Consider the following 24,670-nt stretch of genomic DNA (forward strand, 5'->3'; position numbering starts at 1 on the left):
CCTTCCGATCGGTGGGTGCCGAGGTTTGCCTGATCGCGGTGGATGCCAATATTCACCTGATTGTGGATGCCGACGTTCACCTGATCGGTGGGTGCCGACCGTGCGTCTGATCGGTAGGTGCCGACCGTTGGTCGGCACGAAAGGCCAACGACGGGTAGGTGCCGACCGTTGGTCGGCACGAAAACCCACGCACCGGTAGTGCCGGCCGCTGGCCGGCTCCACGCAATTCCGGATCACGAGCAGCCGACCAACGGTCGGCTCTACCGGGGGCGCGATGCCTGCAGCCGACCAACGGTCGGCTCTACCGTGCGTTACCGGGCCCCGTTACCGGGCCCCGTTACCACCCCAACGTCGCAGTCGCCGTCACCGTGCGGCCGCTGCCGTAATAGCACGACGACACGCCGGTGCAGGTGGACACGAAGCGCTTGTCGGCCAGGTTGCTGGCATTGAGCGCCAGCCGCACCGTGGTGCTGCCGATCTGGCCCACGTCGTAGCGGATCGCCGCATCGAACAGCGTGTATGAGGGAATGCGGTACAGATTGGCGCTGTCACCGTAGCTCACCCCGTTGTAGCGCGCCCCGGCCGCCAGGCTCAGGCCCTGCAGTGCGCCGCCGTGGAAGGTGTAGTCGGCCCAGAACGAGGCGCTGTAGTCGGGCACCATCGCCAGCTCCTTGCCTTTGTACGGTGCCGAGCGGGTCATCTCCGAGTCCATGCGCGACGCCGCGCCGATCAGGCTGAAGCCCTCGAACGGGGTGATCCGGCCTTCCAGTTCGATGCCGCGTACCCGGCCTTCGTCACCCTGGATCGAGCAGACGGCGGTGCCGGTGGCGCCGCAGGTGCGGTGGCTGGCGATCGGATCGTCGACGATCATGTTCTGCTGGCGCAGGTCATACACCGCCAGCGTCACCAGCCCATCCACGCTGGCCGGCTGGTACTTCAGGCCGGCCTCCCACTGCGAACCGGTGACCGGCTCGAAGGTGGCCCGGGTGAAGCTGTCCAGCGGCGACTTGGTCGAGGGCTGGAACGACTCGGCGTAACTCACATACGGGGTCAGGCCGTTCTCGAACACATACAGCACGCCGGCGCGGCCGGTGAAGGCCTCGCTCTTGATCACGTTGCGCCCGCCGGGCGTGGAAATGCCGGTGCCGATGTTGCGGTTGGCGCTGCTGCTGTCGTCCTTGGTCCAGTCGTAGCGGCCGCCCAGGGTCAGGCGCCAGTTGCCCAGCGCCAGCTGGTCCTGCAGGTACACACCGCTCTGCCGGTTGACGCCGGCGGTGGGCGTTTCGGTGCTCACCGTGGGCACGTAGTTGGAATACACCGGGTTGAAGATGTCGATCGGGCGCGGGCTGCTCATCGCGCTGCGCACGCCGTCCCAGTCGGCACGCTGCCAGTCCCAGCCCAGCAGCACCGTGTGGTCGACCGCGCCGGTGGTGAAGCGGGCCTGCAGGCGGGTGTCGAAGGTGTCGCCATCCGAGTCGCCGGTACCCATCACGCCGCGACGGTTCTGGGTGCGGCCATCGGCATTGAGCGCGCCGAAGGTCACCACGCCGCGGTACAGCGAATCCACGTGGGTGCGGCGCGCGCTCTGGGTCAGCGTGAGGTGGTCGTTGAACTGGTGCTCGAACAGCCAGCCAGCGGTCCACACGGTGCGGTCGAAGGTGTTCCAGCCGGGCTCGCCGATGAAGGTGCTGTTCTTCATATAGCCGTAGGCGGTGGGGTTGAGCGTGCCGGCGGCGGGCAGGAACTGGTAGGTGGAGCCGCCGTCGTCCTTCTGGTACATGCCGAGCAGGGTCAGACGGGTGCGGTCGGCGATCTGCCAGGTGTAGCTGGGCGCCAGGAACCAGTGCTTCTGTTCGGTGTGCTGGATCTGGGTGTCGCCATCGCGGTACAGCCCGACCAGACGGAACAGATGGCCGTTGCCGGTGGTGCCGGTGCCCACGTCGAAGGCGGCGTTGTACTGGCCGTTGGCGTCCACGCCCAGACGCAGTTGCTGCGGCTGGTCCGGCGTAGGCGTCTTGCTGACCTGATTGACCATGCCGCCCGGCGCCACCTGGCCGTACATCACCGCCGACGGCCCCTTGAGCACTTCCACGCGGTCCAGGTTCCAGCTGTCGAACATGCTGCGGTTCCACTGGCTGCCCTGCGGTGCACGCATGCCGTCCAGGGTGACATTGTTGGCCCAGCTGCCGGCATCGAAGCCGCGGATGCGGAAGTCGTCCACGCGGTTGTCGATGCCGCTGCTTTCCAGGCTGACGCCGGCCACATAGCGCATCGCATCATTGAGCGACTGCACGCCGCGCGCATCCAGCTCGGCGCGCTCGATCACCGACACCGACTGCGGCGTTTCGGCAATGCTGGTGCTGGTCTTGGTGGCGCCGCTGGTGCTGTTGGCGGTGCGGTACGCGTTGACCTGGACCGCATCCAGCGCGGTGGCCTGCTGCGCGGTTGCGTCGTAGGCCAGTGTGGTGGCGGCCAGCGTGCAGGCCAGGGACAACAGGGTGCGGCGCAGCCTGTAGGGGAGGGGGGAAGAAGAGTGCATGGCGCGGCTCGGGACGGAGGGGGCGACTGCCTGGCCGGTGGCGATGCGCAATGCTGCGGACGTCGATTCCGCTCCAGGCAACGGGGAATCTGCACGCCATTTTAACCGGTTGGCGAGCTGATGCAATTGCAACCCATTCGCATATCTGCCATTGCGACATCTGGTCGCAGCGGGCCACGGGGCCGACCCGCCCACGTATCATGCGCGACCCTGTTCGACGTCGAGCTCCATCGACGCGTTTCCGCAAAGGACTGATCGCATGACCCACACCCCCCCACGCATCGCACTCGCCGCTGCGCTCCTTGCGCTCTCTGGCGCCGCCACGGCCGCCTCGTTGAGCACTGTGTCGCTGAACAAAGCCGCCTCGGACGCGGCCAGCATCGACGTGCAGCACCTGCCCGGCAAGGGCGCGGAGATCTCGCGCATGCAGACGCAGCATTTCGCCGACGGTGACCAGCTCACCACCTGGGCCGACGGTGGGGTGATGATGCTGTGCCGCAAGGTGGGCTACATCAAGGTGCCCGCCGACAAACCGGAGGTGGCCACGCTGCCGCTGGAACAGCGGCAGATGCTGGTGTACGCGGCGATGATGGGCAGCGTGGGCGGGGTGGTGCAGGTGATGCAATGGACGGGCGAGAACGTGCAGGTGGCCGACGACGGCAGCGAAACCACGCGCAGCGCCGAATCCAAATGGGCCTATGGCGTGGAGCGCGCCGAGGTGACCACCCAGCGCATGCCCGACGGTGCGTTGCGGGTACGTGCGCGCAAGACCGCCACGGAAGAATCCACGCCGCGTTCCGGACCTGATGCCAGTTTCAGCACCGATGCCGACCGTGACGCACGGATGGCCGAGCTGCCGGCCGTGGGCAGCTGGATGGAGGTGCTGATCGGTACGCAGCCGAAGCCGGCCCGCATCGACCCGGCGTTCTCCCTCACCGGGTGGGTGTCCTCGGGCGAAGGGCACGCCGCAACCGTGGGCGAGGCCCGGGCGGCGGCGGGCTGCAGGGACTGAGTCGTCCTACGCGCCATTGTTCTGTTGTTGGCCGATCCATCGCTGGATGGATGGCAGTGTTCTGCTGGTGTGGCGTAAAAGCCCTTGCCGCCCGCCTGCACAGGTCTACAATGGCGCCATTCCTTCCGGGCCACCCCGATGCGTTCGCAACCGCTCCTGACGTTTTTTACCCAGACCCGCGCAAGCGTGGAACGGGCGCGTCTGCCCTGCGGCTCATCCGGCGGCTGATCGATACCCGATCCCCCTGAACGCCCCAGACAGAGCGCCCCACCGGGCGCTCTTTTCGTTTCCGCGCTTCACTTCCTTCCCCGCTACACAACTTCGCAAAGGAGAACGTGCCATGCACCAGATCGCCGAGCCCCAAACCTGGCCGCACGCCCGTTAGCCAACGGCGGCGTGCGGCTCCCCGATGTTGGCGACACGAGCATTGACCATGAACACCCCTACCCACCTTCTTTCCCACTGGCGCAACCTGGGCATCATTGCCCACATCGACGCCGGCAAGACCACGCTCACCGAACGCCTGCTGTGGAAAACCGGCGAGATCCGTCGCGTCGGCGAAGTGCATGACGGCGCGGCCACCACCGATTTCTCGGCGATCGAGCGCGAACGTGGCATCACCATCGGTGCAGCGGCCGTGCAGGCGCACTGGGCGCCCCGCGGTGGCGACGACCATCGCCTGACCCTGATCGACACCCCCGGGCACATCGATTTTGCGATCGAAGTGGAGCGTTCGCTGCGCGTGCTGGATGGCGCGGTGGCGGTGTTCTCCGCGGTCGATGGTGTGCAGCCGCAGTCCGAAACGGTCTGGCACCAGGCGCGCCGGCACGGCGTGCCGCTGATCGCCTATGTCAACAAGATGGACCGAGTGGGCGCCTCGTTCGAGCGCGTGCTGGGCCAGTTGCAGGACAAGCTGCAGGCGCGGCCCTGGGCGCTCGGCTGGCCGTTGGGCGAAGAAAGCCAGTTCCACGGCTGGGTCGATTTCGTCGACCGCCAGATCGTGGAGTGGGACGACGCCGGCAACCCGACCCGCCAGGACTGGAACGCGGACCAGCAGGCGCAGTGGCAGCCGCATCGCCTGCGCCTGATCGAAGCCGTGGCCGACCATGACGAGGTGCTGGCCGATGCGTGGCTGGCCGGTACCGCGGTGGACGACGCACAGCTGCGCGCTGCGCTGCGGCGGGCCACCCTGGCCGGTGCGGGCGTGCCGGTGCTGGCCGGTGCTGCGTTCAAGAGCAAGGGTATCGACACGTTGCTGGATGCGATCGTGGATTTCCTGCCCTCGCCATTGGACCGCCCTGCGGTCGTTGCCACCCGTGGCGACGACGAGGTGCTGCTGCCGCCGGACCCGAAGGGACCTCTGGCGGGCCTGCTGTTCAAGATCACCCACCAGAGCCATGCCGCGTTGAGCTTCGTGCGGCTGTACTCGGGCACGTTGAAGGTGGGTGACCAGGTGGCCAGTTCGCAGCACGCACAGGGCCGGCGCATCAGCCGGCTGGTACGGGTGCAGGCCGATCACACCCACGACATCACCGAGGCGGTGGCCGGTGAGATCGTGGCGGTGATCGGCTGGAAGGATGCGGTGAGCGGTGAAACGCTCAGTGCGCCGTCCGTGCCGCTGCTGCTGGACACCATCCATGCCCAGCACGCGGTGCTGGCCTGGCGGTTGAACGCCGACAAGGCGTCCGACCTGATCCGGATGAGCCAGGCGCTGTCTAGCCTGGCCCAGGAAGATCCCTCGTTCCGCGTCGCGACCGATGCGGTGACCGGGGAGACCCTGATCTGGGGCATGGGCGAGCTGCACCTGGAGGTGATGGTCGAACGTCTGCGCAGCGAGTGGAATGTGCCGGTGCGGGTGGGTGAGCCACGCGTGGCGTATCAGGAAACACCGGCGCGCGCGGTGCAGGGCGTGGAAGGCAAGGTGGCCAAGCAGACCGGCGGCCAGGGCCAGTTCGCCCGGGTGCTGATCGAGGTGGCGCCCACCGGTGACGATGCGGTGCGCTTTGTCGACCGCACCGTGGGCGGGGTGATCCCGAAGGCGTTTGTGGCGGCGGTAGAGAAGGGCGTGCGTGCGGCGCTGGAAGAAGGCCCGCGCGGGCATCCGGTGGTCGGGATCGAGGTGACCCTGACCGACGGCCAGACCCATGCCAAGGACTCGTCGGAGATGGCGTTCCATCGCGCCGGCAGCGAGGCGGTGAAGGCGGCGCTGGCCACGACAGGCACGCGCCTGCTGGAGCCGGTGATGGAGGTGGCGATCCATGCGCCCTCGGGCAACGTGGGCGATGTGGTGGGCGACCTCAACCGTCGGCAAGGGCGGGTGGCGTCGATCGAGGACCACGGTGCGCAGGTGGAGGTGTTGGGCTATGCGCCGCTGGCGCGGCTGGCCGGTTACACCACGGCGTTGCGCTCGCTCACCCAGGGGCGTGCGTCCAGTGACATGCGCTTCAACGGCTACGAGGAAGTGCAGGCCGCATGACACGCTGGTAGGCGCCGACACACGCCGGTGGGCACCGACACACGCCGGTGGGCACCGACACGCGTCGGTAGGCACCGACCGTTGGTCGGTGCATGCGGGGGCCGGGCAACCGGCCCCCTTTTTTTGGTTCTTCGCCGATATACGGGGCAAGCAGAAGCGTGCCTTGACGCTTTCCAAACGCGGCCGTCGGTGGGTCGGGCGCTGGGCCCCCATGCCCTTTCCGGCGAATGTCCTCCGGCGTCGGCCTGCGGCCGCCACCTCCCCCTTTATTTCGCCTCCAAGGGCATGGGGACCCAGCGCCCGACCCACCGACCACCGTCAAAAAGCGCGGCGTCGTTGCCTATCCTGCAGCAAGGTCGGGGTGGGCGGTGGCCACGGTGAAAGCCAGACGCATTACCACAACGTTGCCGTGGCACTTGGGGCCAACATCAGCCGCCGCTCACCCGGCAGAAGAACACCCATTCGGGATCTCCTTCATCCAGGTTGTCGATGTACCCGCTGCGCTGGAATCCGGCCTGCAGCAGCAGCGCGTGCATTGCGGTGTTGGAGCGGTTGGTCGAGGTGAAGAGTTTGGGGCGCGCGCACTGCGCGCGGAGGTGCTCGACCAGCTGGCGGGCCAGGCCCTGGCGCCGATACCCGGGCCCGACCATCAGCATCTCGATGAATCCGCAGTTGAAGAACTGGTGGTGCAGGACGCCGTAGGCCGCTGCGCGCCCATCGACGAGGAGCACGTGGCAGGTGCCGGCCTGCACCCATGCCTGGATCTGGGCGGCACGCTCGGGCGCGTGTTGGGCCACGCTGTCGAGGGCTACCAGGGCCTCGATGTGGTGGGGTGCGGCGGGGCAGATGTCGATCACGCGTTACCGTCCTTGCTGATTACACGGTGCAAAGGGCACCTTGCCCATTCTGGCCTGCGCGGACGCCGCTGGGACCACCCAGGCGTTCTGCATTTACACTACCGGGCTGGGCCACGCGTTTTCGCGGGGGCCTGTTTCCCGACTTCTGGAGCCTCCGATGACCCTTGCGCACTTTTACCCGATCGGCACCCCCGGACAGCCCTGGGGCGACGCCGAGCGCGCGCAATGGCGGGCCCGCCAGCAGCGCCAGCGCAGCTACCACGAAGACGTGGTGGCCGCGCTGGAGCGCCTGGGCGAGCGGTTCGAGGTGGTCCAGTATGGCCAGCTCGACTATGCCCCGGACCACTACCCGCTGTTTGCGGTGGTGAACCAGGCGTGGGACCCGGCGCTGCCGAGCGCGCTGGTGACCGGTGGCGTGCACGGCTATGAAACCAGTGGCGTGCACGGCGCGCTGCAGTTCCTGGACCAGCATGCCGAAGACTATGCCGGGCGCATCAACCTGATCGTGGCCCCGTGCGTCAGCCCGTGGGGCTATGAGCGGATCCAGCGCTGGAATCCCGATGCGATCGATCCCAACCGCAGCTTCCGTGACGGCGGCCAGATCGAAGAGGCGGCCGCGCTGATGCGCTGGGTGGGCGCCCTTGTAGATGGCCTGCTGGTGCATCTGGACCTGCACGAAACCACCAACAGCGACCTGGAAGAGTTCGATCCGGCCCGCTGCGCGCGTGACGGCAAGGAGCTGGTGCCGGACATCATTCCCGATGGCTTCTACGTGATCGGCAACAGCGAAGACCCGCAGCCGGCGTTCCAGCAGGCGCTGGTGGCCGCGGTGGAGAAGGTCACGCATATCGCACCGGCCGATGCCAAGGGCGAGCTGATCGGCATGCCGTTGCAGTCCAACGGGGTGGTGTGGGGCGAATCCCGCTCGATCGGTGCCTGCGCCGGCTTCACCAACGCACGCTATGCCACCACCACCGAGGTGTATCCGGACAGCCCGCGCACCAATCCGCAGGAATGCAACGATGCACAGGTGGCGGCCGTGTGCGCCGGCCTGGACTTCGCGCTGGCCCAGCGCTGATCACCGCCGTCATGTCGTCACCGGGAACTCCCAACCCCGCTGCCGCCGATGACGGCGATGCGCTGCATTTCTGCAGTACCTGCGCGTTTTCCGATGCGTGCATGTCGCAGGGCTACGACAAGACCGCGCTGGCCGACCTGCATGTGCTGGTGGACCACGTGGGGCCGTTCCGCGCGGGCGAGCACATCTTCCGCGCGGGCGATGCGTTCGATTCGATCGCCGCGGTGCGCGGCGGCATGGTCAAGACCTACCTCAACGACAGCCAGGGCAACGAGCAGGTGCTGGGCTTCAGCCTGCCCGGCGAGGTGATCGGGCTCAACGCGATCCACGGGGCGCGTTACCCCTGCAACGCCGTCGCGCTGGATACGGTGTACCTGTGCCGGTTCTCGTTCCCGCGCATGAGCCTGCTGGCCACGCGCATGCCCGGCCTGCAGGCCAAGCTGTTCAGCCTGCTCAGTGCCGAGATCGGCAAGGTGGCGTTGATGGCGGCCAACCATCGCACCGAAGAGCGCATGGCCGCGTTCCTGCTGGATCTGTCCGAGCGCTATGCACGGCGCGGCTTCTCGCCGCTGCGCTTCAACCTGAGCATGAGCCGGGTGGAGATCGCCAATTACCTGCGCATGGCGCCGGAAACCGCCAGCCGCGTGTTGCGCCGCCTCAGCGATGACGGCGTGATTGCCGTCAACCAGCGCGAAATGCAGGTGCTGCAGCCGGACCGACTGGCTGCGCTGGCTGCGGCAAGCGACGTGCCCGGCGCGGCTGGCTGACACAACGGTCTGGGCCACGGCAGCGCACAGCCCTGCCTTGGCGGAGTAGTCAGTACAGTTCCCGATGCAGCCGGCCCTCGGCCTGCAACGTATCCCATGTGCTAACGCCGCCTTCCTGGGCCGGCATGATCGTGTTGATCGCGTCCTGCACGGCAACGCCCAGGTGCTGCTTGTTGCCGCACAGGTACACGTGCGCGCCACGCAGCAGCAGGTCGCGTACCGTATCGGCCTGCTCAGCCAGGGCGTCCTGCACGTAATACTTGGCCGTGCCGTCGCGCGAGAATGCCGTGTGCAGTCCCTGCAGGCGTCCGTCGGCGCGCCACGCCTCCAGTTGCTGCTGGTAGAGGTAGTCGTGGTCGCGATGCTTCTCGCCGAACACCAGGTGCACCTCGCGCTGCTGGCCGGCGGCGTCAAGCTCGCGCAACAGGCCCATCAACGGCGCGATCCCGGTGCCGGTGCCGACCATCAGTAGCGGGGCATCCGGGTCGCGGGGCAGGTGGAAGCCCGGGTTGGAGCGGCAGTACACGCGGGCGCTGCCGTCGCCTTCCAGCAGCCAGCCGGTGGCGGTGCCGCGGCGCTCGCGCCCGGTGCGGGTGTAGCGCACCTCGCGAATGCACAGCGCCGCCTCTGCGCTGTCGGCAGCCGACGCAATCGAGTAGGCGCGCGGCAGGCACGGCGACAGCAGTGCCACCAGCCGTTCCAGCGGCACACGGTCCGGGCTGGCGTGGTCGTTCAGTACATCCAGCAGGTCAGCCCCATGCAGGTAGGCCTCCAGCGCCTGGCGTTGGCTGCTGCGGAGCAGGTCCTTGAGTGCATCGCTGCCGGTCAGTCGCGCCAGCTCGCGCAGCAGGGACTTGCCCAGCAGGCGCAGCTCTTTGTGACGGAGCAGCTCGACCGCGTCGCCCTGTCCATACCAGCGCGCCAGTGCCTGCAACAGGGCCGGGTCGTTCGGCGCCACCACGTGCAGGGTGTCGCCGGCGCGGTAGGCGATGCCGCTGCCGCGCAGGTCCAGCTCCAGGTGCCATGCTGCCGGATCGCGCGCGTTGAGGCGGCGCCGCGCGATGATCGGCGCCACGAACGCATTGTCCTCGGCATACGCGGTCACCTGCAGGCGAAGGTCGCGGCCGGCGGTCGGGTTGCCGTCCAGCACGTCGCCCAGGACCGGGGCCCATTGCTCGAAAAAGTGTTCGTAGCCGCCATCGGCGTCGACGCGCTGCATGATCGGCCGCGCCTGGCGGTCGCCCAGCAGGCTGTCCAACGTCTTGCTGAAGCCGCAGAACTGCGGGTAACCCGTGTCGCCGAGCCCAAACACGGCGTAGCGCAGCCCGGGCAGGGCAGGGCACTGCCGCAGCGCCTCGGCGAAGCGCTCGCCGTTGGCGGGCGGCTCGCCATCACCGAATGAGCTGGACAGTGCCAGCAGCACGTCGCCCGCACCGAGCGTGGTCACGTCGATGTCGTTGAAGGGCAGCACCTGCGGCGCATGCCGCTGCAGGGCCGGGAACGCGCCCAGGCGGTGGGCCAGGGCGCGTGCGTTGCCGGATTCGGAGCCGTATCCGACCAGGACGCGTTGGATCGGGGCGGCGGCGTCCATCAGGCGGCAGCGTAGAAGTCGTCGAACTTTTCCTTGCTGAACTCCACCGCCTCGAAGTTGCCCATCAGGTCATTCACCACGCGGCGGATGCTGATGTAGGCGGTGATCGTGCCGTCAGCGTCGAACAGCGGCTGCACGGTGGTGTCCACCACGTACAGCACGCCACCCTTGCCCAGGTTCGGCACGATGCCGGTCCAGCTCTTGCCGGCCTTGATCGTATCCCACATGTCCTTGTAGACAGCCTTGGGCACGTCCGGGTGGCGCACGATGCTGTGCGGCTGGCCAATCAGTTCGTCGCGGGTGAAGCCGGTGAGCGTGCAGAACAGGTCGTTGGCATAGGTGATGTTGCCCTGCAGGTCGGTGGTGGAGATCACCATGACGTTCTGCAGTGCGTTCAACAGCTGGGCATTGTCGGGGGCGTAAGACATGGCGGGTTCCTTGGAGCGGTGCGGTGGGTGCGGTGCCGGTGTACCGGCAACGCGTTGACGTCGTGTCCCGTACAGGATCGACGTAGCCCCCAGGCACCACCATGACAAAGGTCAAGGTCGCCGTTGCCGCTGCTGCGACATTGCGTCGCACGTGTGCACGCACGCGGTGCGAACGGCGCCCGCACCGCTGTGCATGCGCAGCGGGTACTTACAGGATGTCGCTGTACGCGCAGCCCACCGTCACCCAGCCCGGCGAGTAGCTCAGGTCCACCAGCACGCGGGCCGTGCGGTTGCCGCCCAGCGGCTTGCGGTAGTCCATGCCTTTCCAGCCGTAGGTCTCCTCCATGGCGGCCTGGTCCGGGCGCGGCGACATGCCGCCGATGCGGTCCACGATGGTCTTGCCGCGGGTCAGTTCCTGGCCCGGCGCGACCTTGAAGGCCAGCAGCATTTCGGTGGTGCTGGACAGGTGCACCAGGTCGGACGTCTCACCCCAGGCGGTGATGGGTGCGTCGCTCTTCCAGAGGCTGAGCGCGGCGTCGCCCGACGCTGCCGAACCGGCATGGGCGAAGTCGGTGACTTCTTCGGCGTTGATGCTGTCGGTGAAGGCGGCCACCTGGTCAGCGGTGAGTTTGCATTCCAGCAGGCGGGACAGCGTAGCGGCGCTGTCCTGGGCCATGGCAGCGGTCGGTGCGAGCAGGCCGAGCAGGGCGCACAGGGTGGTGGTCTTGATGGACATCGGGGTATCTCTTCGTGCTGGTGATGGGATGCCGCGCGCACGTTCCGTGTGAGCACGCCGCAGCGGCGCACGGATTCTGCACGATTCCCCATGTCCATCGATAGCGTTGCGTGGCACTCACGTGAAGATGAGGTAAGGATCACATTTTCGATGTGTAGTACCATGTGCCGCTTGATCATTGTCTCGGGCCGTTGCCCGTCTCTCGGTCACCCTTCCTGCAGCGCCGTGGAATTCCACGCGGCCGTCCGGGAACGCCTGTTGCCACCCCTTCTTCGCGCCTCGTGCTGCGTTCTTTCGAAGGCGGTTCTTTCCTGTGCCGTGCGCGGGACCTCGGGCGTGGTGGTGGCCATGCTTCCAGGAGAAAGCAGAATGCAGGACCTGCATGCCGCACACGCCCATTTCGGGTGGTTCAAACGCCGTCGCCACGTCCAGGTGGATGAAGTGACCGTTGTTGATCGCCCGATGCTCAAGAAGGCCGTCGGTGCCGCCGCCCTTGGCAATGCCATGGAGTGGTTCGATTTCGGTGTGTACGGCTACATCGCAGTCACCCTCGGGCAGGTGTTCTTTCCCGCCAGCAATCCGACCGCACAGCTGATCGCCACCTTCGCCACGTTCACCGTGGCCTTCCTGGTGCGGCCGCTGGGCGGCCTGGTGTTCGGGCCGCTGGGGGACAAGTACGGCCGGCAGAAAGTGCTGGCCTTCACCATGATCCTGATGGCGCTGGGCACCTTCAGCATCGGTTTGATTCCGTCCTATGAGCGCATCGGTCTATGGGCCCCGGCGTTGCTGCTGCTGGCGCGGCTGGTGCAGGGCTTCTCCACCGGCGGTGAATACGGCGGTGCGGCCACCTTCATCGCCGAGTATTCCACCGACCGCAACCGCGGCTTGATGGGCAGCTGGCTGGAGTTCGGCACGCTGGGCGGCTACATCGCCGGCGCGGGCACCGTGACCGCGCTGCATATGGCCTTGAGCAGCGCGCAGATGCTGGACTGGGGCTGGCGCATTCCGTTCCTGGTGGCCGGCCCACTGGGCCTGCTGGGCCTGTACATGCGCATGAAGCTGGAAGAGACCCCGGCGTTCCGGGCCTATGCCGAAGAGGCCGACAAACGCGACAACGAGCGCCCCGGCCTGGGTGCGCTGTTCCGCGTGCATTGGCCGCAGCTGCTCAAGTGCGTGGGCCTGGTGCTGGTGTTCAACGTCACCGACTACATGCTGCTCACCTACATGCCCAGCTACCTCAGCGTCACCATGGGCTACGCCGAAAGCAAGGGCCTGCTGCTGATCATCATCGTGATGCTGGTGATGATGCCGCTCAACGTGGTCGGCGGCCTGTTCAGTGACAAGCTCGGCCGTCGCCCGATGATCATCGGCGCCTGCATCGCGTTGTTCGCGCTGGCCATTCCGTGCCTGAAGCTGATCGGTACCGGCAACGACTGGCTGATCTTCCTCGGCCTGATGCTGCTGGGCCTTGCCCTGGTGTGCTTCACCAGCTCGATGCCCTCCACGCTGCCGGCATTGTTCTACACCCCGGTGCGTTACAGCGCGCTGTCGATCGCGTTCAATGTCTCGGTGTCGCTGTTCGGGGGCACCACGCCGCTGGTCACCGCCTGGCTGGTCGAGCGCACCGGCGACCCGCTGGTGCCGGCGTACTACCTGATGGGCGCAGCCGTCATTGGCATCATCACCATGCTGTTCGTCAACGAAACCGCGCGCCTGCCGCTGCGTGGCTCGCCGCCGGCGGTGGCCAGCGAAGCCGAAGCGAGGGCCCTGCTGCGCAGCGACGCCCCGATGACCGTGGACAACGCGCAGCCGACGTTGCCCGAGGCGGCCACCCACGATGACGCACGCCCGGCCTGACCCGGCCGATTCCCGTGCGCCGCCGGTAATGCCGGCTGCTGGCCGGCTCCGGCGCGATCTCGGTAATGCCGGTCGCTGGCCGGCACGCGTCCCCTCACCGCGTGCCCCCATCTACGCACTGCAACATGCGACCGCCCCGGACCGGTGCTAGGATCGAACCCACCTTGAATCGATCTAAATTCAAACGCCATGACGAAAACGGGGACGGTGCGGTGGTTGGGGCTCGCGGTTGGAGCGATGTTGGTGGCCGGCGCAGCGGGAGCGGCACCGGCAAACGTGGGTGAACGTGCCTACGCCGCCGTCGATCCCTTCATCGGTACCGGCGGGGAGGGGCATACCTATCCCGGCGCCACGGTGCCGTTCGGCATGGTCCAGCTCAGTCCGGACACCCGCATCCAGCCGCGCGAGAAGGCCTACGGCTGGGCCGCCGGTTACCGTTATGACGACAGCAGCATCGTCGGCTTCTCGCACACGCATTTCTCCGGCAGCGGCCATTCGGACCTCGGCGACGTGCTGCTGATGCCGTTCACCGGCGATCCCGGGCTGGACCGCGGCGATCCGGAGAAGCCCCGCAGTGGCTATGCCTCGCGCTTCCACCACGACAACGAGAAGGCCGAGCCGGGTTACTACGCGGTAACGCTGGACGACTACAAGGTGCGCGCCGAGCTCACCGCCAGCGCCCGCACCGGCGTGCACCGCTACACCTATCCAAAGGGCGAGAAGGCGCGGGTGCTGCTCGACCTGCGCACCAGCCTGTATGACTATCCGGGCAAGATCCTGTGGTCGCGGCTGCGCCTGCAGCCCGATGGCACGGTCACCGGCTTCCGCGAAACCCGCGGTTGGGCGCCGGGCCGGCAGCTGTATTTCGCGATGCGTTTCTCGCGCCCGCTGACCGGCCACGCATTGCACAACACCGAAACCGACATTGCCTACAAGGGCTTCCCACCGCCGGGCCAGAACGACCCCACGCAGCGCCCGCAGATCGAAGGGCGGCAACTGGTGGGCACGTTCGATTTCGGCAGGCTGGATGCGCCGCTGGTGGTCACCGTGGCCATCTCGTCGGTGAGCGAGCAGGGCGCGATCGCCAACCTGGACGCCGAAGCGAAAGACCAGAACTTCGACCGCGTGCGTGCGGCGGCAAAGCAGCAGTGGACCCAGGCGTTGTCCGCCGTGGACATCGAGGCCCCCGAGCATGACCGCCGCAGCGCCTACACCGCGCTGTACCACAGCATGCTGGGCCCGACCCTGTTCATGGATGCCGATGGCCAGTACCGCGGTTCGGACAATGCCGTGCACCGCGCCGAGGGCTACACCAACTACTCCACGTTCTCGCTGTGGGACACCTACCGTGCGCTGCATCCGTTGCTGACCCTGGTGCAGCCGGAAAAGCGCAACAGCGACTTCATCAATTCGCTGATCGCCCACCAGCAGCACAGTGCGTACGGCATGCTGCCGGTGTGGGCGTTCCACGGCCAGGAAACCTGGTGCATGATCGGCTACCACGCCGTGCCGGTGATCGCCGATGCCTACCTCAAGGGTATCCGCGGTTTCGATGCGGACAAGGCGCTGGATGCGATGGTGGCCACCGCCAACTACGGCCCGTATGACGGCATCGCGCAGTACCGCGAACTGGGCTGGGTGCCGATCGACGAAGAGGGCGAGGCGGCCAGCAAGACGCTGGAGTACGCCTTCGACGACTGGACCATCGCGCGCATGGCGGAGGCCATGGGCCGCAAGGACGTGCAGGCCACCTTCGACGGCCGCGCCGGCAACTGGCGCCACGCGTTCGACGCAGAGACCGGCTTCATGCGCGCGCGCAAGCGGGACGGCAGCTTCCGCACCCCGTTCGATCCGTCGGCCAGCGGGTACGGCACCGACTACACCGAAGGCAATGCCTGGCAGTATTCCTGGTACGTGCCGCAGGACGTGGCCGGGCTGGCCGCCGCACACGGGGGCAGCGACAAGCTGCTGGCCCGCCTGGACCAGGTGTTCGAGGCCAAGGTCGATCCGTCGATCTTCGAGCATATGGAAGACATCACCGGCCTGATCGGCTGGTACGCGCACGGCAACGAACCCAGTCACCACGTCGCCTACCTGTACGCCCATGCCGGCCAGCCGTGGCGCACCCAGGCGCGCCTGAAGCAGATCATGGACACCCAGTACGCCGACCGTCCCGATGGCCTGGCCGGTAATGACGACCTGGGCCAGATGTCGGCCTGGTACGTGTTCACCGCGCTGGGCTTCTATCCGGCGGCACCGGGCAGCGGCGAGTACATCATCGGCCGCCCGTTCCTGCCCAAGGCAACGTTGAACCTGCCCAACGGCAAGCGCTTCAGCATCGTCACCGAGGGGATGGGCAAGGGCCATCAGTACGTGGGCTCGGTTACCCTCAACGGGCAGCCCCTGCAGCGCACCTTCCTGCGCCATGCCGAAATCCTGGCCGGCGGCGAACTGCGCTTCACCCTGCAGGCCGAGCCGAACAAGGCGTGGCCGGGGGAGGGCGCGCAGGCGCCGTACTCGATGTCGCGCTGAGCCTTGGGGGAAACCCCGTACAGCCCTTGCAAGGCAAGGGCTGCACAGGTTCGGAGGTGCCCGGGGCGGGCCAAAATGGGAGTTAAGTCCAATTTGGCCAAAAGGCGTATGATGGCCCCATATCCCGCGCTGGAGCCTGTCATGACCCTGCCCCTGGACCTGCCCGACCTTGAAAAGGCCACTGCATCGTCGGTAAAGACCCGTGGCTGGCCAAGCCTGATGCGCACCGTGCGCGAAAAGCAGGCCCTGGTAATCACCAACCACAACCACCCCGAAGCGGTGATCGTGGACATCAAGGCCTACCAGGAGCTGCTGGCCAAGGCCGCCGAGGCCGACAGCGATGAGCGCGGTGGCGAGCTGGAACGGCTGCGCGCGCAGTTCGACGTGCAGCTGGCCAGCCTCAACCGCGACGGCGGGCTGGGCAACGTGCTGGGCCAGCCGATCCGGCGCGGCAGGATCACCCCCGGCAAGTCGCTCTGACCGATGGGGCAGATTCTGGTGCTTGCCGGCGTCAATGGCGCCGGCAAGAGTTCGCTGCTGGGAACCTGGCTGGAGGCCGATGGCCTGACCTGGTTCAACCCGGATTCCTTCACCCGCGCCCTGGTCCAGGCGGGCTGGGCGGCCGAAGAGGCCAACTCCGCCGCCTGGCACGAAGGCGCACGGCGGCTGCGCACCGCCATGGCCGAGGGCAGCGATTTCGCCTTTGAGACCACCCTGGGCGGCAACACCATCGCGCGGCTGCTGCGCGAGGCGTGCGAAACCCACGACGTGGCGATCTGGTTCTGTGGTCTGGACAGCGTGCAGCTGCATATCGACCGGGTGGCCGCGCGCGTGGCCAAAGGGGGGCACGATATTCCCCAGGACAAGATCCACGCCCGCTACGACGCATCGCGTGAAAACCTGTTGGCGCTGCTGCCCCATCTGGCCGAACTGCAGGTCTACGACAACAGTGCACCGCTGGACGCGCAGGGCTGCGCCAACCCGCTGCCGCTGCTGCACTTGGACCGCAAGGGCCTGCACTACCCGGAATCGGTGGCGCAGTTGCTGCACACCCCGGACTGGGCCAAACCGATCGTGATGCGGGCGATGGAGTTGCACGCCAGCGCGCCCTGACCGCTGCGCAGGGCGTGCGCTGCACACATGGCGAACACATTCGTATGCGCGGTGCTTACACCTGCCCGCCTACGGTGGAGCTGGGTGCACTGGCACCCGTTTTTCCACAGGAGTTCACCATGCAGCAGCAGATCCCGGAAGGCACCTTGATTGTCGTCGCAGACGGCGGCTCGGCCCGCGTGTTCACCAACATCGGCAGTGGCCATACGCTGCAGCTCAAGCAGCAGGATGCACTGAAGCTGCAGGACATCAGCGCGCAGGGTGTTTCGGGGCAGGGTCCGTCCGGCTCGATGCCGCAGGACACCAGCATCGCGCAGATGAACGAAGCCACCTTTGCCAAGCAGCTTGCCGGACAGTTGAACGAGGATGCCCTCAACAACCGTTATGCGCACCTGGTGCTGATCGCCGACCCGCAGACCCTGGGGCGTATCCGCCCGCAGCTGCACAAGGAAGTCCAGGCCCGGTTGCTGACCGATATTGCCAAGGACCTCACCAACGCGCCGCTTGAAGACATCCAGCGGGCGCTTGAGTCATCGCGATGAGCTACACGCGCGCCTATGCCGCGCTGGAACCCAGCCGCGCCGCTGTCGATGCGGCGCCCGGCTGGCAACTGCTGGAATTCGGCGCGCCGTGGTGCCCACACTGCAGTGCCGCGCAGGCGCCCCTGAAGGATTGGCTGGAGGGGAGGGACAGCATCTCCCACCTCAAGATCGAAGACGGCAAGGGGCGGCCGCTGGGCCGCTCTTTCCAGGTGCGGCTGTGGCCGACGCTGGTAGTGCTGCATGACGGGCAGGAAGTGGCGCGCGTTGTACGCCCGCGCGCGGATGCGGATCTGGCAGCATTGGTGGCGGCCACGCCGACCACCTGACGCGCAGGCCGCGGTGGCCTGGCCCTTCGGTGGGTCAGGCCGACGCCGGGGCTGCTCTGCAATGGCCCAGCAAGCCCTGCATGCCCTGGCGGTAGACCTCCGGGTCCATCGCATCGCTGTGTTTCGGGATCCAGTACGCCTGCCCACGACTGTGTAGCGCGGCGCAGGCCACGACCAGGAACGCATCTGTCTCCCGCACATGCACCACGTCGCTCCAGCGCAGCGCCGCAGGTGGTTGGCCTGGCCGCGACACCTGCATGCCTTGGGCATCGAACTGCACGCGGTAGTCGCCCTGCAGTCGCTTGAAGCGCGTCGCCAAGGTGAGCCGGGCGAGGGCGCGGCTGAGCGGGCGAACGCGTACCGTACTGTCCGTCTGCTGTTGCGCCATCGTGCAGCGCAGACGCGCGGCGAACGGGCGGGCAAATCGCCAGGCAGGCACCAGCAGCAGCGCCGCCAATGCCAGCGTCATCCACGTTTGGGGCGTGGCGCCGCGATGGATCAGCAGCCAGCCAGCGCCGCACACCGGCAGCAGCACCAGCATCGGTGTGACTGCACGCTGCTGGAAAGCGCCGAGCCGCTCGGCCAACGCATCGTCCCGCTGCATCTCGCGCTCCAGTGCCGCATCCACCCAGTGGCGGGTGTGCGCGGCGGTAATGGTGTAGCGCAGTTCGCCGCACGCCTCGCTCATCGTGCGCGGGTCCTGGGCAGGAATGCCGTGGCCAGGCCCAGCAGCGGCAGGTACGAGGTGAAGTGGTAGATCCACACGATGCCATGCACGTCGGCCAGTTTGCCCAGCCCGGCGGCACCGAGGCCGCCGATGCCGAACATCAGGCCGAACATCAGCCCCGACACCATGCCCACGCGGCCCGGTACGGCTTCCTGCGCGTAGACCACCAGGGCCGCGAATGCCGAGGACATCACCAGGCCGATGGCCACGGCCAGCACCGCAGTGCCCATCAGGTTGGCGTAGGGCAGGGCAAGCGCGAACGGGGCGACGCCCAGGAAGGAAATCCAGATCACCGCCTTGCGCCCGATCCGGTCGCCCACCGGGCCACCGATGAAGGTGCCCAGCGCGATGGAGGCCAGGAAGATGAAGAGGTACATCTGGCTCTGCTGCACGCTCAGATGGAAGCGCTCGATCAGGTAGAAGGTGAAGTAGTTGGTGAAGGACGCGATGTAGACGAACTTGGCGAACATCAACACCGCGATCACCGCGATGGCCTGGACCACCTTGCCGCGTGCCAGGCCGACCCCGGTGTTGCGCGCCAGGCTGCTCATCTTTGCCTGCCCGTGGCGGATGGTCCACCCGGTGAGCAGGAACAGCACACCCACGGCCAGCGCGGCGGCCAGCATGAACCAGGCAATCGAACGCTGCCCATACGGAATCACCACCGCGGCCGCCAGCAGCGGCCCGATCGCCGAGCCGGTGTTGCCGCCCACCTGGAAGGTGGACTGTGCGGTGCCGAAGCGCCCGCCGGAGGCCATCCGCGCCACGCGCGAGGCTTCCGGGTGGAAGGTGGCCGAGCCCACGCCGACCACTGCGGCGGCCACCAGCAGCATCGGGTAACTGCCAGCCAAGGCCATCATCGCAATGCCGATGCACGTGGCGATCATGCCGCACGGCAACAGATAGGGCAGCGGACGTTTATCGGTGTACATCCCGATCCACGGTTGCAGCAGCGATGCGGTGATCTGGTAGACCAGCGCGATCACACCGATCTGCCCGAAGCTGAGCTGGAACTCGCTCTTGAACATCGGGTACACCGCCGGCAGCACCGCCTGGATCATGTCGTTGAGCAGGTGCGCGAAGGCGGCGGCACCGACGATATGGACCGCGAAGCCCTGGTTGGGCGCGGTGGCGCTGGCGGCGACGGGAAGCGGCGATTGCGCGGGGGAAGGCGAAGTCATGGACGGTATCGGCAGCGGAGTACGGTCAGCGGCACCACACGCGCGCACCCGGGCGCCGCCTGGTCCCTGGCCCGTAGGTGAGGGGTAGCCAAGGATAGGCCGGTTACAGGGCGCCGTCCTGTGCCGGACCGGGCGAATGGCCGCGATGTGGGCAGCGCGTGCGCCGGCGCGGTAGCATGCGCCGGCCTTCTGTACTGCCAACGAGATATCCCATGGCGTTCCTTTTGCCTGCACTGGCCCTGGTCGTGGCGGGCAGCACCTCTGCCGCGCCCGACCTGCTGCAGCCCGGGCTGTACGCGCTGCAGCCCGACGCGCACCTGCTGGCCACCCCGGCGACCCCGGCGGCGGGAGAAACCTACCAGCAGCGCTACGAACATGCCGTTCCCACGGCGGCCCGGGTGCGCTATGCGTTCGTCGCGCGCGATCCGCAGGCGCAGCTCAACAAACTGGTGTTCGTTACCGACGCGGCCTACCGGTACGACATCAACAGCGCCAACCTGCTGTGCCCGGCGTACGCCTTCCCGGATTGGAATGCGCATTCCGACGCGCAGCCCTACTGCCGCACCAACATTGGCGCCAACGACCGGGAAGCGGCACTGGACTGGACTGCCACCGCGTTCTCAGTGCGTTGGGCCGACCGCAAGCAGCTGCTGGGCACGGTGCAGGTGCCGCCGCAGCGCGCCCCCACCGCGGACGAGGCCGGCGCCTGCGCCATCGCCGATGTCTGTGCGGCGGACGCCTACGGGCGCCAGATCAAGCAGTACGAGGTGGTGCACTACAGCGACCGGTTCACCCTGCAGCAGCCACGGGACTATGTGGACGTACTGCATGTGGACCGGGCGCTGCCGTTGTACGCCCAGGCCAGCGACGCGCGCAGCGTTGCGACGATGGCCGCCGGCAGCTACCTGGCCGTGCTGCAGCGTACCGCGGCGTGGTACCAGGTTGAGCAGATCGGCCAGGACGGCAGCGCCGTGCGTGGCTGGATCGACCGCGGTGCGGTGTCCCCCCTTACCTGGGTGGCACAGGCGGTCGCCATGCCGGGGGCCACGTTCCGCGCGGGCGTGGAGCGTGACGAAGAGGGTGCCCGGCTGACCGCGATCGAGGTGCGGGACGCGAGCACCGGCCAGCGGCGCCAGGTCCTGCGCGATTTCGAGGCGGACACCATTGGCGACGGCGATGCGCTGTTGCAGGTGGTGGACGCGAACTTCGATGGTCACCCGGATCTGCTTGCACCGGGCCTGTCCGGCGGTGCTGGCCCGAACAGCACCACCAACGTGTTCCTGTTCGACCCGGCCACCGGTGCGTTCGTGCACGACGCCACGTTGTCGGCACTGCCGCAGCTGTCGATCAATGCGCAGGATCGCAGCATCACCTCCGCATCGCGGGGCGGCTGCTGTTCGCATGCCTCGGAAACCTATCGCTACCGCGACGGCAGGCTGGAATTGGTGAGCAGTTGGGAAGAGGCCCTCTCCGCCGACGGCGCGCAGGTTGAAACCACCCGCGGCACCTTGCGCAACGGGCACATGCAGTACCGCACCACGCGGACCCGCGCGACGCCCGACGGACCGTGACGCCGGCCTAGCCGGCGTGTTCGGGAACGGCCTGGCGGGTCGATGGCGCGGCGTTCTGGCTGCGCCGCACCGCGCCGGGTGTGCGCTCCAGCAACAAGGGCGACGGCATCGCGCACGCCGGATGCATCCGGCAGAAGCCGTAGATCGCGCCGGCCAGGCCAATCATCAGGCCGGGCGTGAACGCGGCGCGGGTCAGGCCACCGACCATGCCGTGATGCTCCTCGATCGAGGAAATGACCTCGATGGCAGCGGCGTCGACGTCGTAGGGGCAGGCCGGGTCCAGTTCCGCCGCGCGCAGCAGCAGTTCGCGGGTGGACAAATCGCCATGGCAGAGCGTGTGGCTGAAGCCCCACTTGCCGGAGGCATCGGCGACGGCCCGGCGCAGTCCGCGCAGGTGCTGCTCACTGCCGGTGCGCGCATACAGGTCGGCGTGGGCCAGGCCGATGCCGACGCTGCCGTGGCACCAAGTCGGGAAGTTCTTCTGGCCGTCCTTCAGGTGGATGTCGCGCCAGCGCCCGGTAGCGGGCTCGAACAGCGCTTCCTGGAACGCGAAGGCCGCTGCGGCCAGCTGCCGCCAGTCATCGCGCTCGGCGGCGGTGCCGGCGTCGGTTGCCGCCAGACGCGCCAGCGACCAGCCGATGCCCATGGCCCCATGGGCGAAGCCGCCGATCGGTTCGTCGAACTGCGGGCTGGGCCAGCGCGCACCATCACTGTCGACGATGGCAGCGGCCTGGACGGCGCGCGCCACACGTGCGGCCAGCGCAAGCCAGCGCGCTTCACCGGTGGCATCGGCCAGGCCGATCAAGGGCAGGATGGCGCCGCTGACGCCATCCAGTACTTCGAACTTTGGTGATGCATCAAAACTGTGCTGCTCCAGCGACGCCGCGCAGTGCCGCGCGTCGTCGAGCAGGGCCGGGCGGTCCAGCATGTCGGCCAGCGCAAGCAAGGCCCAGATCCGCGAGCCGGCACCCACAAAGCCGCCGTCCATCTCCGAGTGATCCAGCCGCGACATGCTCGCCAGCACCTGGATCGATCCCTCCAGGGCGGGTTCCAGGCCGGCAACCGCGTCGGCACGTCCCGCCTGCACTTCCAGCCAGTAGCCGGCCAGTGCGAAGGCAATGCCGCCCAGCCCGAAGTAGGTGTCCGGTCGGACGGGCTGTACCGTCCAGCCGTTGGGTGTGATCTCCGGCGTGATCCAGGTCATCGACCCATCGTCGCCACGCACCGACAACCGCAGCAGGCTTTCCACCGCGGCGGCGGACAGCGTCCGACGGCGCGCGTCGAGGTCGTCCGGACGGGGATCGCGGGCGGCGTAGGAGTAGCCTTCGCGCGCCTCGGCGCGGGCCAGGGCATGTTGATTCAGGTCGGTGGCCACCAGCGTGCTGCGGATCGTGACGTCTTCCAGGTCGATGCGCATGTCACGCCAGTTGGCGACCACGGTGCGGATCCGGTCGGGCGCGACCGGGGCGGCGAAGATCGGAATGTCGCCATACCGCAGGTCGTCGATCTCGCCCATGATGGCGGCCGGTTCCGATGGCGCCGCACGCACCACCTGCGCATTGCGCACCAGCAGGTCCATCGCGCGCGCGACGGCCTTGGGTTCGTCGTGCAGGGACGCCGGGTGCCACAGCATCCGCCCGATTTCGGCGTAGGCCATGGTGGGGCGGCGCACGTCGCGCACCTGGCAGCCCTCAAACGGCGCCAGCAACGGCATCAGCGCCCCGGAAGCGTCCAGCTCGCGCAGCCGCTGGCTGGCCTGCATGAACCCCTCGCTGATCTGGTCCCAGTACTGGGACACGTCCGGATGCAGGCTCGGATGGTTCTGTGACGTCACAAAGTCCGCATCGACCATGCCCAGGCGCGGCCCGTCCGGCGTGTCCTCGACAATCACCGGTACCCGCAGCCGCGGCTGTTCGCCGGGCAGCGCGCCAGCGGCGGAAAGGTCGACACCGGCCATGCCCAGCCCAGCGGTGCGGAACGGCACGATGCCCGTGCGCAGGACCGAATTCATCATCAGCTTCACGGCGATGTCGTACGCCTGCCCGTAGCCGGATGTTTCGATCTCGATCACCGGGGCGAACACGCTCTCGGCATCGACCACCACCGGCACCGGCCCGACCGCGATCAGGTTTTCCAGATGGATGTCGGTACCGCCGATCAGGCGCAGCACCGCCAGCCAGTGGCCGAGCCCGCGGTAGTAGGTCTGCAGCTCCTGGTCACCGTCACAGTAGCGATGCGCGGCAAATGCCGCCCAGCCGTAGCTGCCGCGATCGATCACGCGTGGCACCCGCACCCGGACCTGCACGTCGCCGAACACGGCGCCAAGGAAGGCGTCCAGCGTGGCGTCGATGCGCAGCGAGCGCGGCTTGTACATCAGGGTGCCGCCCTCGAACACAAGGCGGGCGACGGTGCGCCCCTGTGAATGCAGGTCGCCTTTGCCCAGCGAGACCGACAACAGCTCGCCGGCCGGGCGTCCGAGCAGGGCAGGGAAGTCGTCGCGGTCGGCGACGATGCGCGTTGCCAGCTCTTCGACGGCCGTGCACTGCCCGGCCAGCATCTGCTGGAACCGGGGGTGCAAGGCAGGGTAGCGCTGGTCCAGGTGGGCGCTGAAATCGGGGTGGGTGGCGAGCTGCACGAACTGTGCAAACTGCTCCGCGCTGTCGGTCGCGGTAAGGGTGCCGCTGCGGACCGCTGCGTGCAGCTCCAGCAGCAACAGCCGGTTGAGTTTCAGGTGGGCATGCTCGAGCAGTGCGCTCTCGGCCTGCGCGCTGATCAGCGCGATTTCCGCGGCACTCAAGCCGGGGGCCAGGCTGTTCAGCCGCCTGGACAGTGCCTCGCGCTGGTCTGCCGTGATGTGGTTGATAACAAGAGCAAACGAATCGACTACGGTTGTGCCCGCCATTGCCTTCCCTGCGCTAGTGTCCGGATGCGGCATTGCTGGAGACGGCGCGCAGCACGGTTGGCTGCGCGCCGGTACAGGCTAGATCAGCAACACATGCAGTGATTGACCACTGACATGGTGGTGGTGCAGTTGCCGGTGCCGCCGGTCGCCATGGTCGGGGCCACCGCGGTCAGGGCAGCGTCGGTTGCCTCCTGGCCGTAGATGAAGAGCGAACCTGCCGGATTCTCGCAGCCGTCGACGCTGTCTGCGCCATTGAGCCAGCCTGCAACGACGTTGTCATTCAATTGCATTCCGCGTTCTCCTGTTGATCAACAATAAAGCGATCAAGGCGCCAGGACGAAGCTGGCGCCTCTGGGATACGGCCATTCCATGGCAAGGCGAGGACGCCCGGCAATACGGAGTGACGATGGTCAGGCCGCGTTTGTAGGGTGCACA

Annotated in this window: 20 protein-coding genes; 11 read left to right on the forward strand and 9 right to left on the reverse strand. The window is 67.6% G+C overall.

The genetic code is table 11. The features are described 5' to 3' along the window. Window positions 1–337 precede the first annotated feature (337 nt). Entirely contained in the window at window positions 338–2,539 is a 2,202-nt protein-coding gene (locus tag AC1DCJ_RS06345; protein ID WP_478070420.1) for a TonB-dependent siderophore receptor, read from the reverse strand. 259 nt (window positions 2,540–2,798) lie between these two features. Here AC1DCJ_RS06345 and AC1DCJ_RS06350 point away from each other — a divergent pair, with 259 nt between their 5' ends. Further along, window positions 2,799–3,551 carry a hypothetical protein gene (locus AC1DCJ_RS06350; protein ID WP_478070421.1) on the forward strand — a complete coding sequence of 251 codons (753 nt, stop codon included), beginning with the start codon at window positions 2,799–2,801 and terminating at the stop codon, window positions 3,549–3,551. 433 nt (window positions 3,552–3,984) lie between these two features. After that, a complete protein-coding gene (gene fusA, locus AC1DCJ_RS06355) occupies window positions 3,985–6,027 on the forward strand; it encodes an elongation factor G (protein ID WP_478070422.1) in 2,043 nt (680 codons plus the stop codon). A 428-nt stretch (window positions 6,028–6,455) separates the two neighbouring features. Here fusA and AC1DCJ_RS06360 read toward each other — a convergent pair whose 3' ends face one another. Next, complete coding sequence (locus AC1DCJ_RS06360; protein WP_314402526.1) at window positions 6,456–6,884, reverse strand: GNAT family N-acetyltransferase; 429 nt, start codon at window positions 6,882–6,884, stop codon at window positions 6,456–6,458. A 157-nt stretch (window positions 6,885–7,041) separates the two neighbouring features. Here AC1DCJ_RS06360 and AC1DCJ_RS06365 point away from each other — a divergent pair, with 157 nt between their 5' ends. Next, window positions 7,042–7,962, forward strand: a complete 921-nt coding sequence (locus tag AC1DCJ_RS06365) for a M14 family metallopeptidase (RefSeq protein WP_478070423.1) — start codon at window positions 7,042–7,044, stop codon at window positions 7,960–7,962. Window positions 7,963–7,973: 11 nt separating this feature from the next. Beyond that, the gene (locus AC1DCJ_RS06370; RefSeq protein ID WP_313244198.1) at window positions 7,974–8,729 is read left to right on the forward strand and encodes a helix-turn-helix domain-containing protein; all 756 of its coding nucleotides are present in this window, start codon (window positions 7,974–7,976) and stop codon (window positions 8,727–8,729) included. Between the two features lie 49 nt (window positions 8,730–8,778). On the opposite strand, the gene AC1DCJ_RS06375 is transcribed toward AC1DCJ_RS06370, so the two are convergent. The 3 genes from AC1DCJ_RS06375 to AC1DCJ_RS06385 form a co-directional block, all read right to left on the reverse strand. Continuing rightward, window positions 8,779–10,320 (reverse strand): flavodoxin domain-containing protein, encoded by a 1,542-nt coding sequence (locus tag AC1DCJ_RS06375; RefSeq protein ID WP_478070424.1) that lies wholly within the window; start codon window positions 10,318–10,320, stop codon window positions 8,779–8,781. Continuing rightward, a complete protein-coding gene (locus AC1DCJ_RS06380; protein WP_141058054.1) occupies window positions 10,320–10,748 on the reverse strand; it encodes a PAS domain-containing protein in 429 nt (142 codons plus the stop codon). Before AC1DCJ_RS06380 ends, AC1DCJ_RS06375 begins: the two co-directional genes overlap by 1 nt. A gap of 208 nt (window positions 10,749–10,956) precedes the next feature. After that, a complete protein-coding gene (locus AC1DCJ_RS06385; protein WP_137189480.1) occupies window positions 10,957–11,484 on the reverse strand; it encodes a hypothetical protein in 528 nt (175 codons plus the stop codon). A gap of 369 nt (window positions 11,485–11,853) precedes the next feature. On the opposite strand from AC1DCJ_RS06385, the gene proP reads away from it, so the two are divergent. The 6 genes from proP to AC1DCJ_RS06415 all read left to right on the forward strand — a co-directional run bounded on the left by proP (window position 11,854) and on the right by AC1DCJ_RS06415 (window position 17,854). After that, complete coding sequence (gene proP, locus AC1DCJ_RS06390; protein WP_478070425.1) at window positions 11,854–13,341, forward strand: glycine betaine/L-proline transporter ProP; 1,488 nt, start codon at window positions 11,854–11,856, stop codon at window positions 13,339–13,341. Window positions 13,342–13,530: 189 nt separating this feature from the next. Then, window positions 13,531–15,873: a GH92 family glycosyl hydrolase gene (locus AC1DCJ_RS06395; protein WP_478070426.1), complete on the forward strand. Its 2,343-nt coding sequence runs from the start codon at window positions 13,531–13,533 to the stop codon at window positions 15,871–15,873. Between the two features lie 141 nt (window positions 15,874–16,014). Further along, window positions 16,015–16,353: a type II toxin-antitoxin system prevent-host-death family antitoxin gene (locus AC1DCJ_RS06400; protein ID WP_478070427.1), complete on the forward strand. Its 339-nt coding sequence runs from the start codon at window positions 16,015–16,017 to the stop codon at window positions 16,351–16,353. A 3-nt stretch (window positions 16,354–16,356) separates the two neighbouring features. Beyond that, window positions 16,357–16,986 carry an ATPase gene (locus AC1DCJ_RS06405; RefSeq protein ID WP_478070428.1) on the forward strand — a complete coding sequence of 210 codons (630 nt, stop codon included), beginning with the start codon at window positions 16,357–16,359 and terminating at the stop codon, window positions 16,984–16,986. A 119-nt stretch (window positions 16,987–17,105) separates the two neighbouring features. Continuing rightward, on the forward strand, window positions 17,106–17,528 hold the full coding sequence (locus AC1DCJ_RS06410; protein ID WP_137189485.1) for a baeRF12 domain-containing protein: 423 nt from the start codon (window positions 17,106–17,108) through the stop codon (window positions 17,526–17,528). Continuing rightward, window positions 17,525–17,854: a thioredoxin family protein gene (locus AC1DCJ_RS06415; protein ID WP_478070429.1), complete on the forward strand. Its 330-nt coding sequence runs from the start codon at window positions 17,525–17,527 to the stop codon at window positions 17,852–17,854. Before AC1DCJ_RS06410 ends, AC1DCJ_RS06415 begins: the two co-directional genes overlap by 4 nt. A gap of 34 nt (window positions 17,855–17,888) precedes the next feature. Here AC1DCJ_RS06415 and AC1DCJ_RS06420 read toward each other — a convergent pair whose 3' ends face one another. Both AC1DCJ_RS06420 and AC1DCJ_RS06425 read right to left on the reverse strand, forming a co-directional pair. Further along, a complete protein-coding gene (locus tag AC1DCJ_RS06420; protein ID WP_478070430.1) occupies window positions 17,889–18,542 on the reverse strand; it encodes a YcxB family protein in 654 nt (217 codons plus the stop codon). Continuing rightward, entirely contained in the window at window positions 18,539–19,762 is a 1,224-nt protein-coding gene (locus AC1DCJ_RS06425) for an MFS transporter (RefSeq protein WP_313244211.1), read from the reverse strand. Before AC1DCJ_RS06425 ends, AC1DCJ_RS06420 begins: the two co-directional genes overlap by 4 nt. Window positions 19,763–19,974: 212 nt before the next feature. On the opposite strand from AC1DCJ_RS06425, the gene AC1DCJ_RS06430 reads away from it, so the two are divergent. Further along, window positions 19,975–21,333 (forward strand): XAC2610-related protein, encoded by a 1,359-nt coding sequence (locus tag AC1DCJ_RS06430; RefSeq protein ID WP_478070431.1) that lies wholly within the window; start codon window positions 19,975–19,977, stop codon window positions 21,331–21,333. 7 nt (window positions 21,334–21,340) lie between these two features. Here the strand turns inward: AC1DCJ_RS06430 and AC1DCJ_RS06435 are convergent, their stop codons facing one another. Together AC1DCJ_RS06435 and AC1DCJ_RS06440 are read right to left on the reverse strand one after the other, a co-directional pair. Beyond that, the gene (locus tag AC1DCJ_RS06435; protein ID WP_478070432.1) at window positions 21,341–24,268 is read right to left on the reverse strand and encodes a type 2 lanthipeptide synthetase LanM family protein; all 2,928 of its coding nucleotides are present in this window, start codon (window positions 24,266–24,268) and stop codon (window positions 21,341–21,343) included. A 50-nt stretch (window positions 24,269–24,318) separates the two neighbouring features. After that, window positions 24,319–24,525 (reverse strand): DUF6229 family protein, encoded by a 207-nt coding sequence (locus AC1DCJ_RS06440; RefSeq protein WP_137189491.1) that lies wholly within the window; start codon window positions 24,523–24,525, stop codon window positions 24,319–24,321. Window positions 24,526–24,670 lie beyond the last annotated feature (145 nt).

This window comes from Stenotrophomonas sp. 10N36, assembly GCF_056395005.1.

Bases quoted from the DNA above. Each gene is read 5' to 3' on its own strand.
- AC1DCJ_RS06440 (WP_137189491.1), bottom strand. From the start codon at position 24,525: ATGCAATTGAATGACAACGTCGTTGCAGGCTGGCTCAATGGCGCAGAC.
- AC1DCJ_RS06380 (WP_141058054.1), bottom strand. From the start codon at position 10,748: ATGTCTTACGCCCCCGACAATGCCCAGCTGTTGAACGCACTGCAGAAC.
- AC1DCJ_RS06435 (WP_478070432.1), bottom strand. From the start codon at position 24,268: ATGCCGCATCCGGACACTAGCGCAGGGAAGGCAATGGCGGGCACAACC.
- AC1DCJ_RS06410 (WP_137189485.1), top strand. From the start codon at position 17,106: ATGCAGCAGCAGATCCCGGAAGGCACCTTGATTGTCGTCGCAGACGGC.
- proP (WP_478070425.1), top strand. From the start codon at position 11,854: ATGCAGGACCTGCATGCCGCACACGCCCATTTCGGGTGGTTCAAACGC.
- AC1DCJ_RS06370 (WP_313244198.1), top strand. From the start codon at position 7,974: ATGTCGTCACCGGGAACTCCCAACCCCGCTGCCGCCGATGACGGCGAT.
- AC1DCJ_RS06425 (WP_313244211.1), bottom strand. From the start codon at position 19,762: ATGACTTCGCCTTCCCCCGCGCAATCGCCGCTTCCCGTCGCCGCCAGC.
- fusA (WP_478070422.1), top strand. From the start codon at position 3,985: ATGAACACCCCTACCCACCTTCTTTCCCACTGGCGCAACCTGGGCATC.
- AC1DCJ_RS06385 (WP_137189480.1), bottom strand. From the start codon at position 11,484: ATGTCCATCAAGACCACCACCCTGTGCGCCCTGCTCGGCCTGCTCGCA.
- AC1DCJ_RS06395 (WP_478070426.1), top strand. From the start codon at position 13,531: ATGACGAAAACGGGGACGGTGCGGTGGTTGGGGCTCGCGGTTGGAGCG.
- AC1DCJ_RS06420 (WP_478070430.1), bottom strand. From the start codon at position 18,542: ATGAGCGAGGCGTGCGGCGAACTGCGCTACACCATTACCGCCGCGCAC.
- AC1DCJ_RS06350 (WP_478070421.1), top strand. From the start codon at position 2,799: ATGACCCACACCCCCCCACGCATCGCACTCGCCGCTGCGCTCCTTGCG.
- AC1DCJ_RS06345 (WP_478070420.1), bottom strand. From the start codon at position 2,539: ATGCACTCTTCTTCCCCCCTCCCCTACAGGCTGCGCCGCACCCTGTTG.
- AC1DCJ_RS06365 (WP_478070423.1), top strand. From the start codon at position 7,042: ATGACCCTTGCGCACTTTTACCCGATCGGCACCCCCGGACAGCCCTGG.
- AC1DCJ_RS06400 (WP_478070427.1), top strand. From the start codon at position 16,015: ATGACCCTGCCCCTGGACCTGCCCGACCTTGAAAAGGCCACTGCATCG.
- AC1DCJ_RS06415 (WP_478070429.1), top strand. From the start codon at position 17,525: ATGAGCTACACGCGCGCCTATGCCGCGCTGGAACCCAGCCGCGCCGCT.
- AC1DCJ_RS06405 (WP_478070428.1), top strand. From the start codon at position 16,357: ATGGGGCAGATTCTGGTGCTTGCCGGCGTCAATGGCGCCGGCAAGAGT.
- AC1DCJ_RS06430 (WP_478070431.1), top strand. From the start codon at position 19,975: ATGGCGTTCCTTTTGCCTGCACTGGCCCTGGTCGTGGCGGGCAGCACC.
- AC1DCJ_RS06375 (WP_478070424.1), bottom strand. From the start codon at position 10,320: ATGGACGCCGCCGCCCCGATCCAACGCGTCCTGGTCGGATACGGCTCC.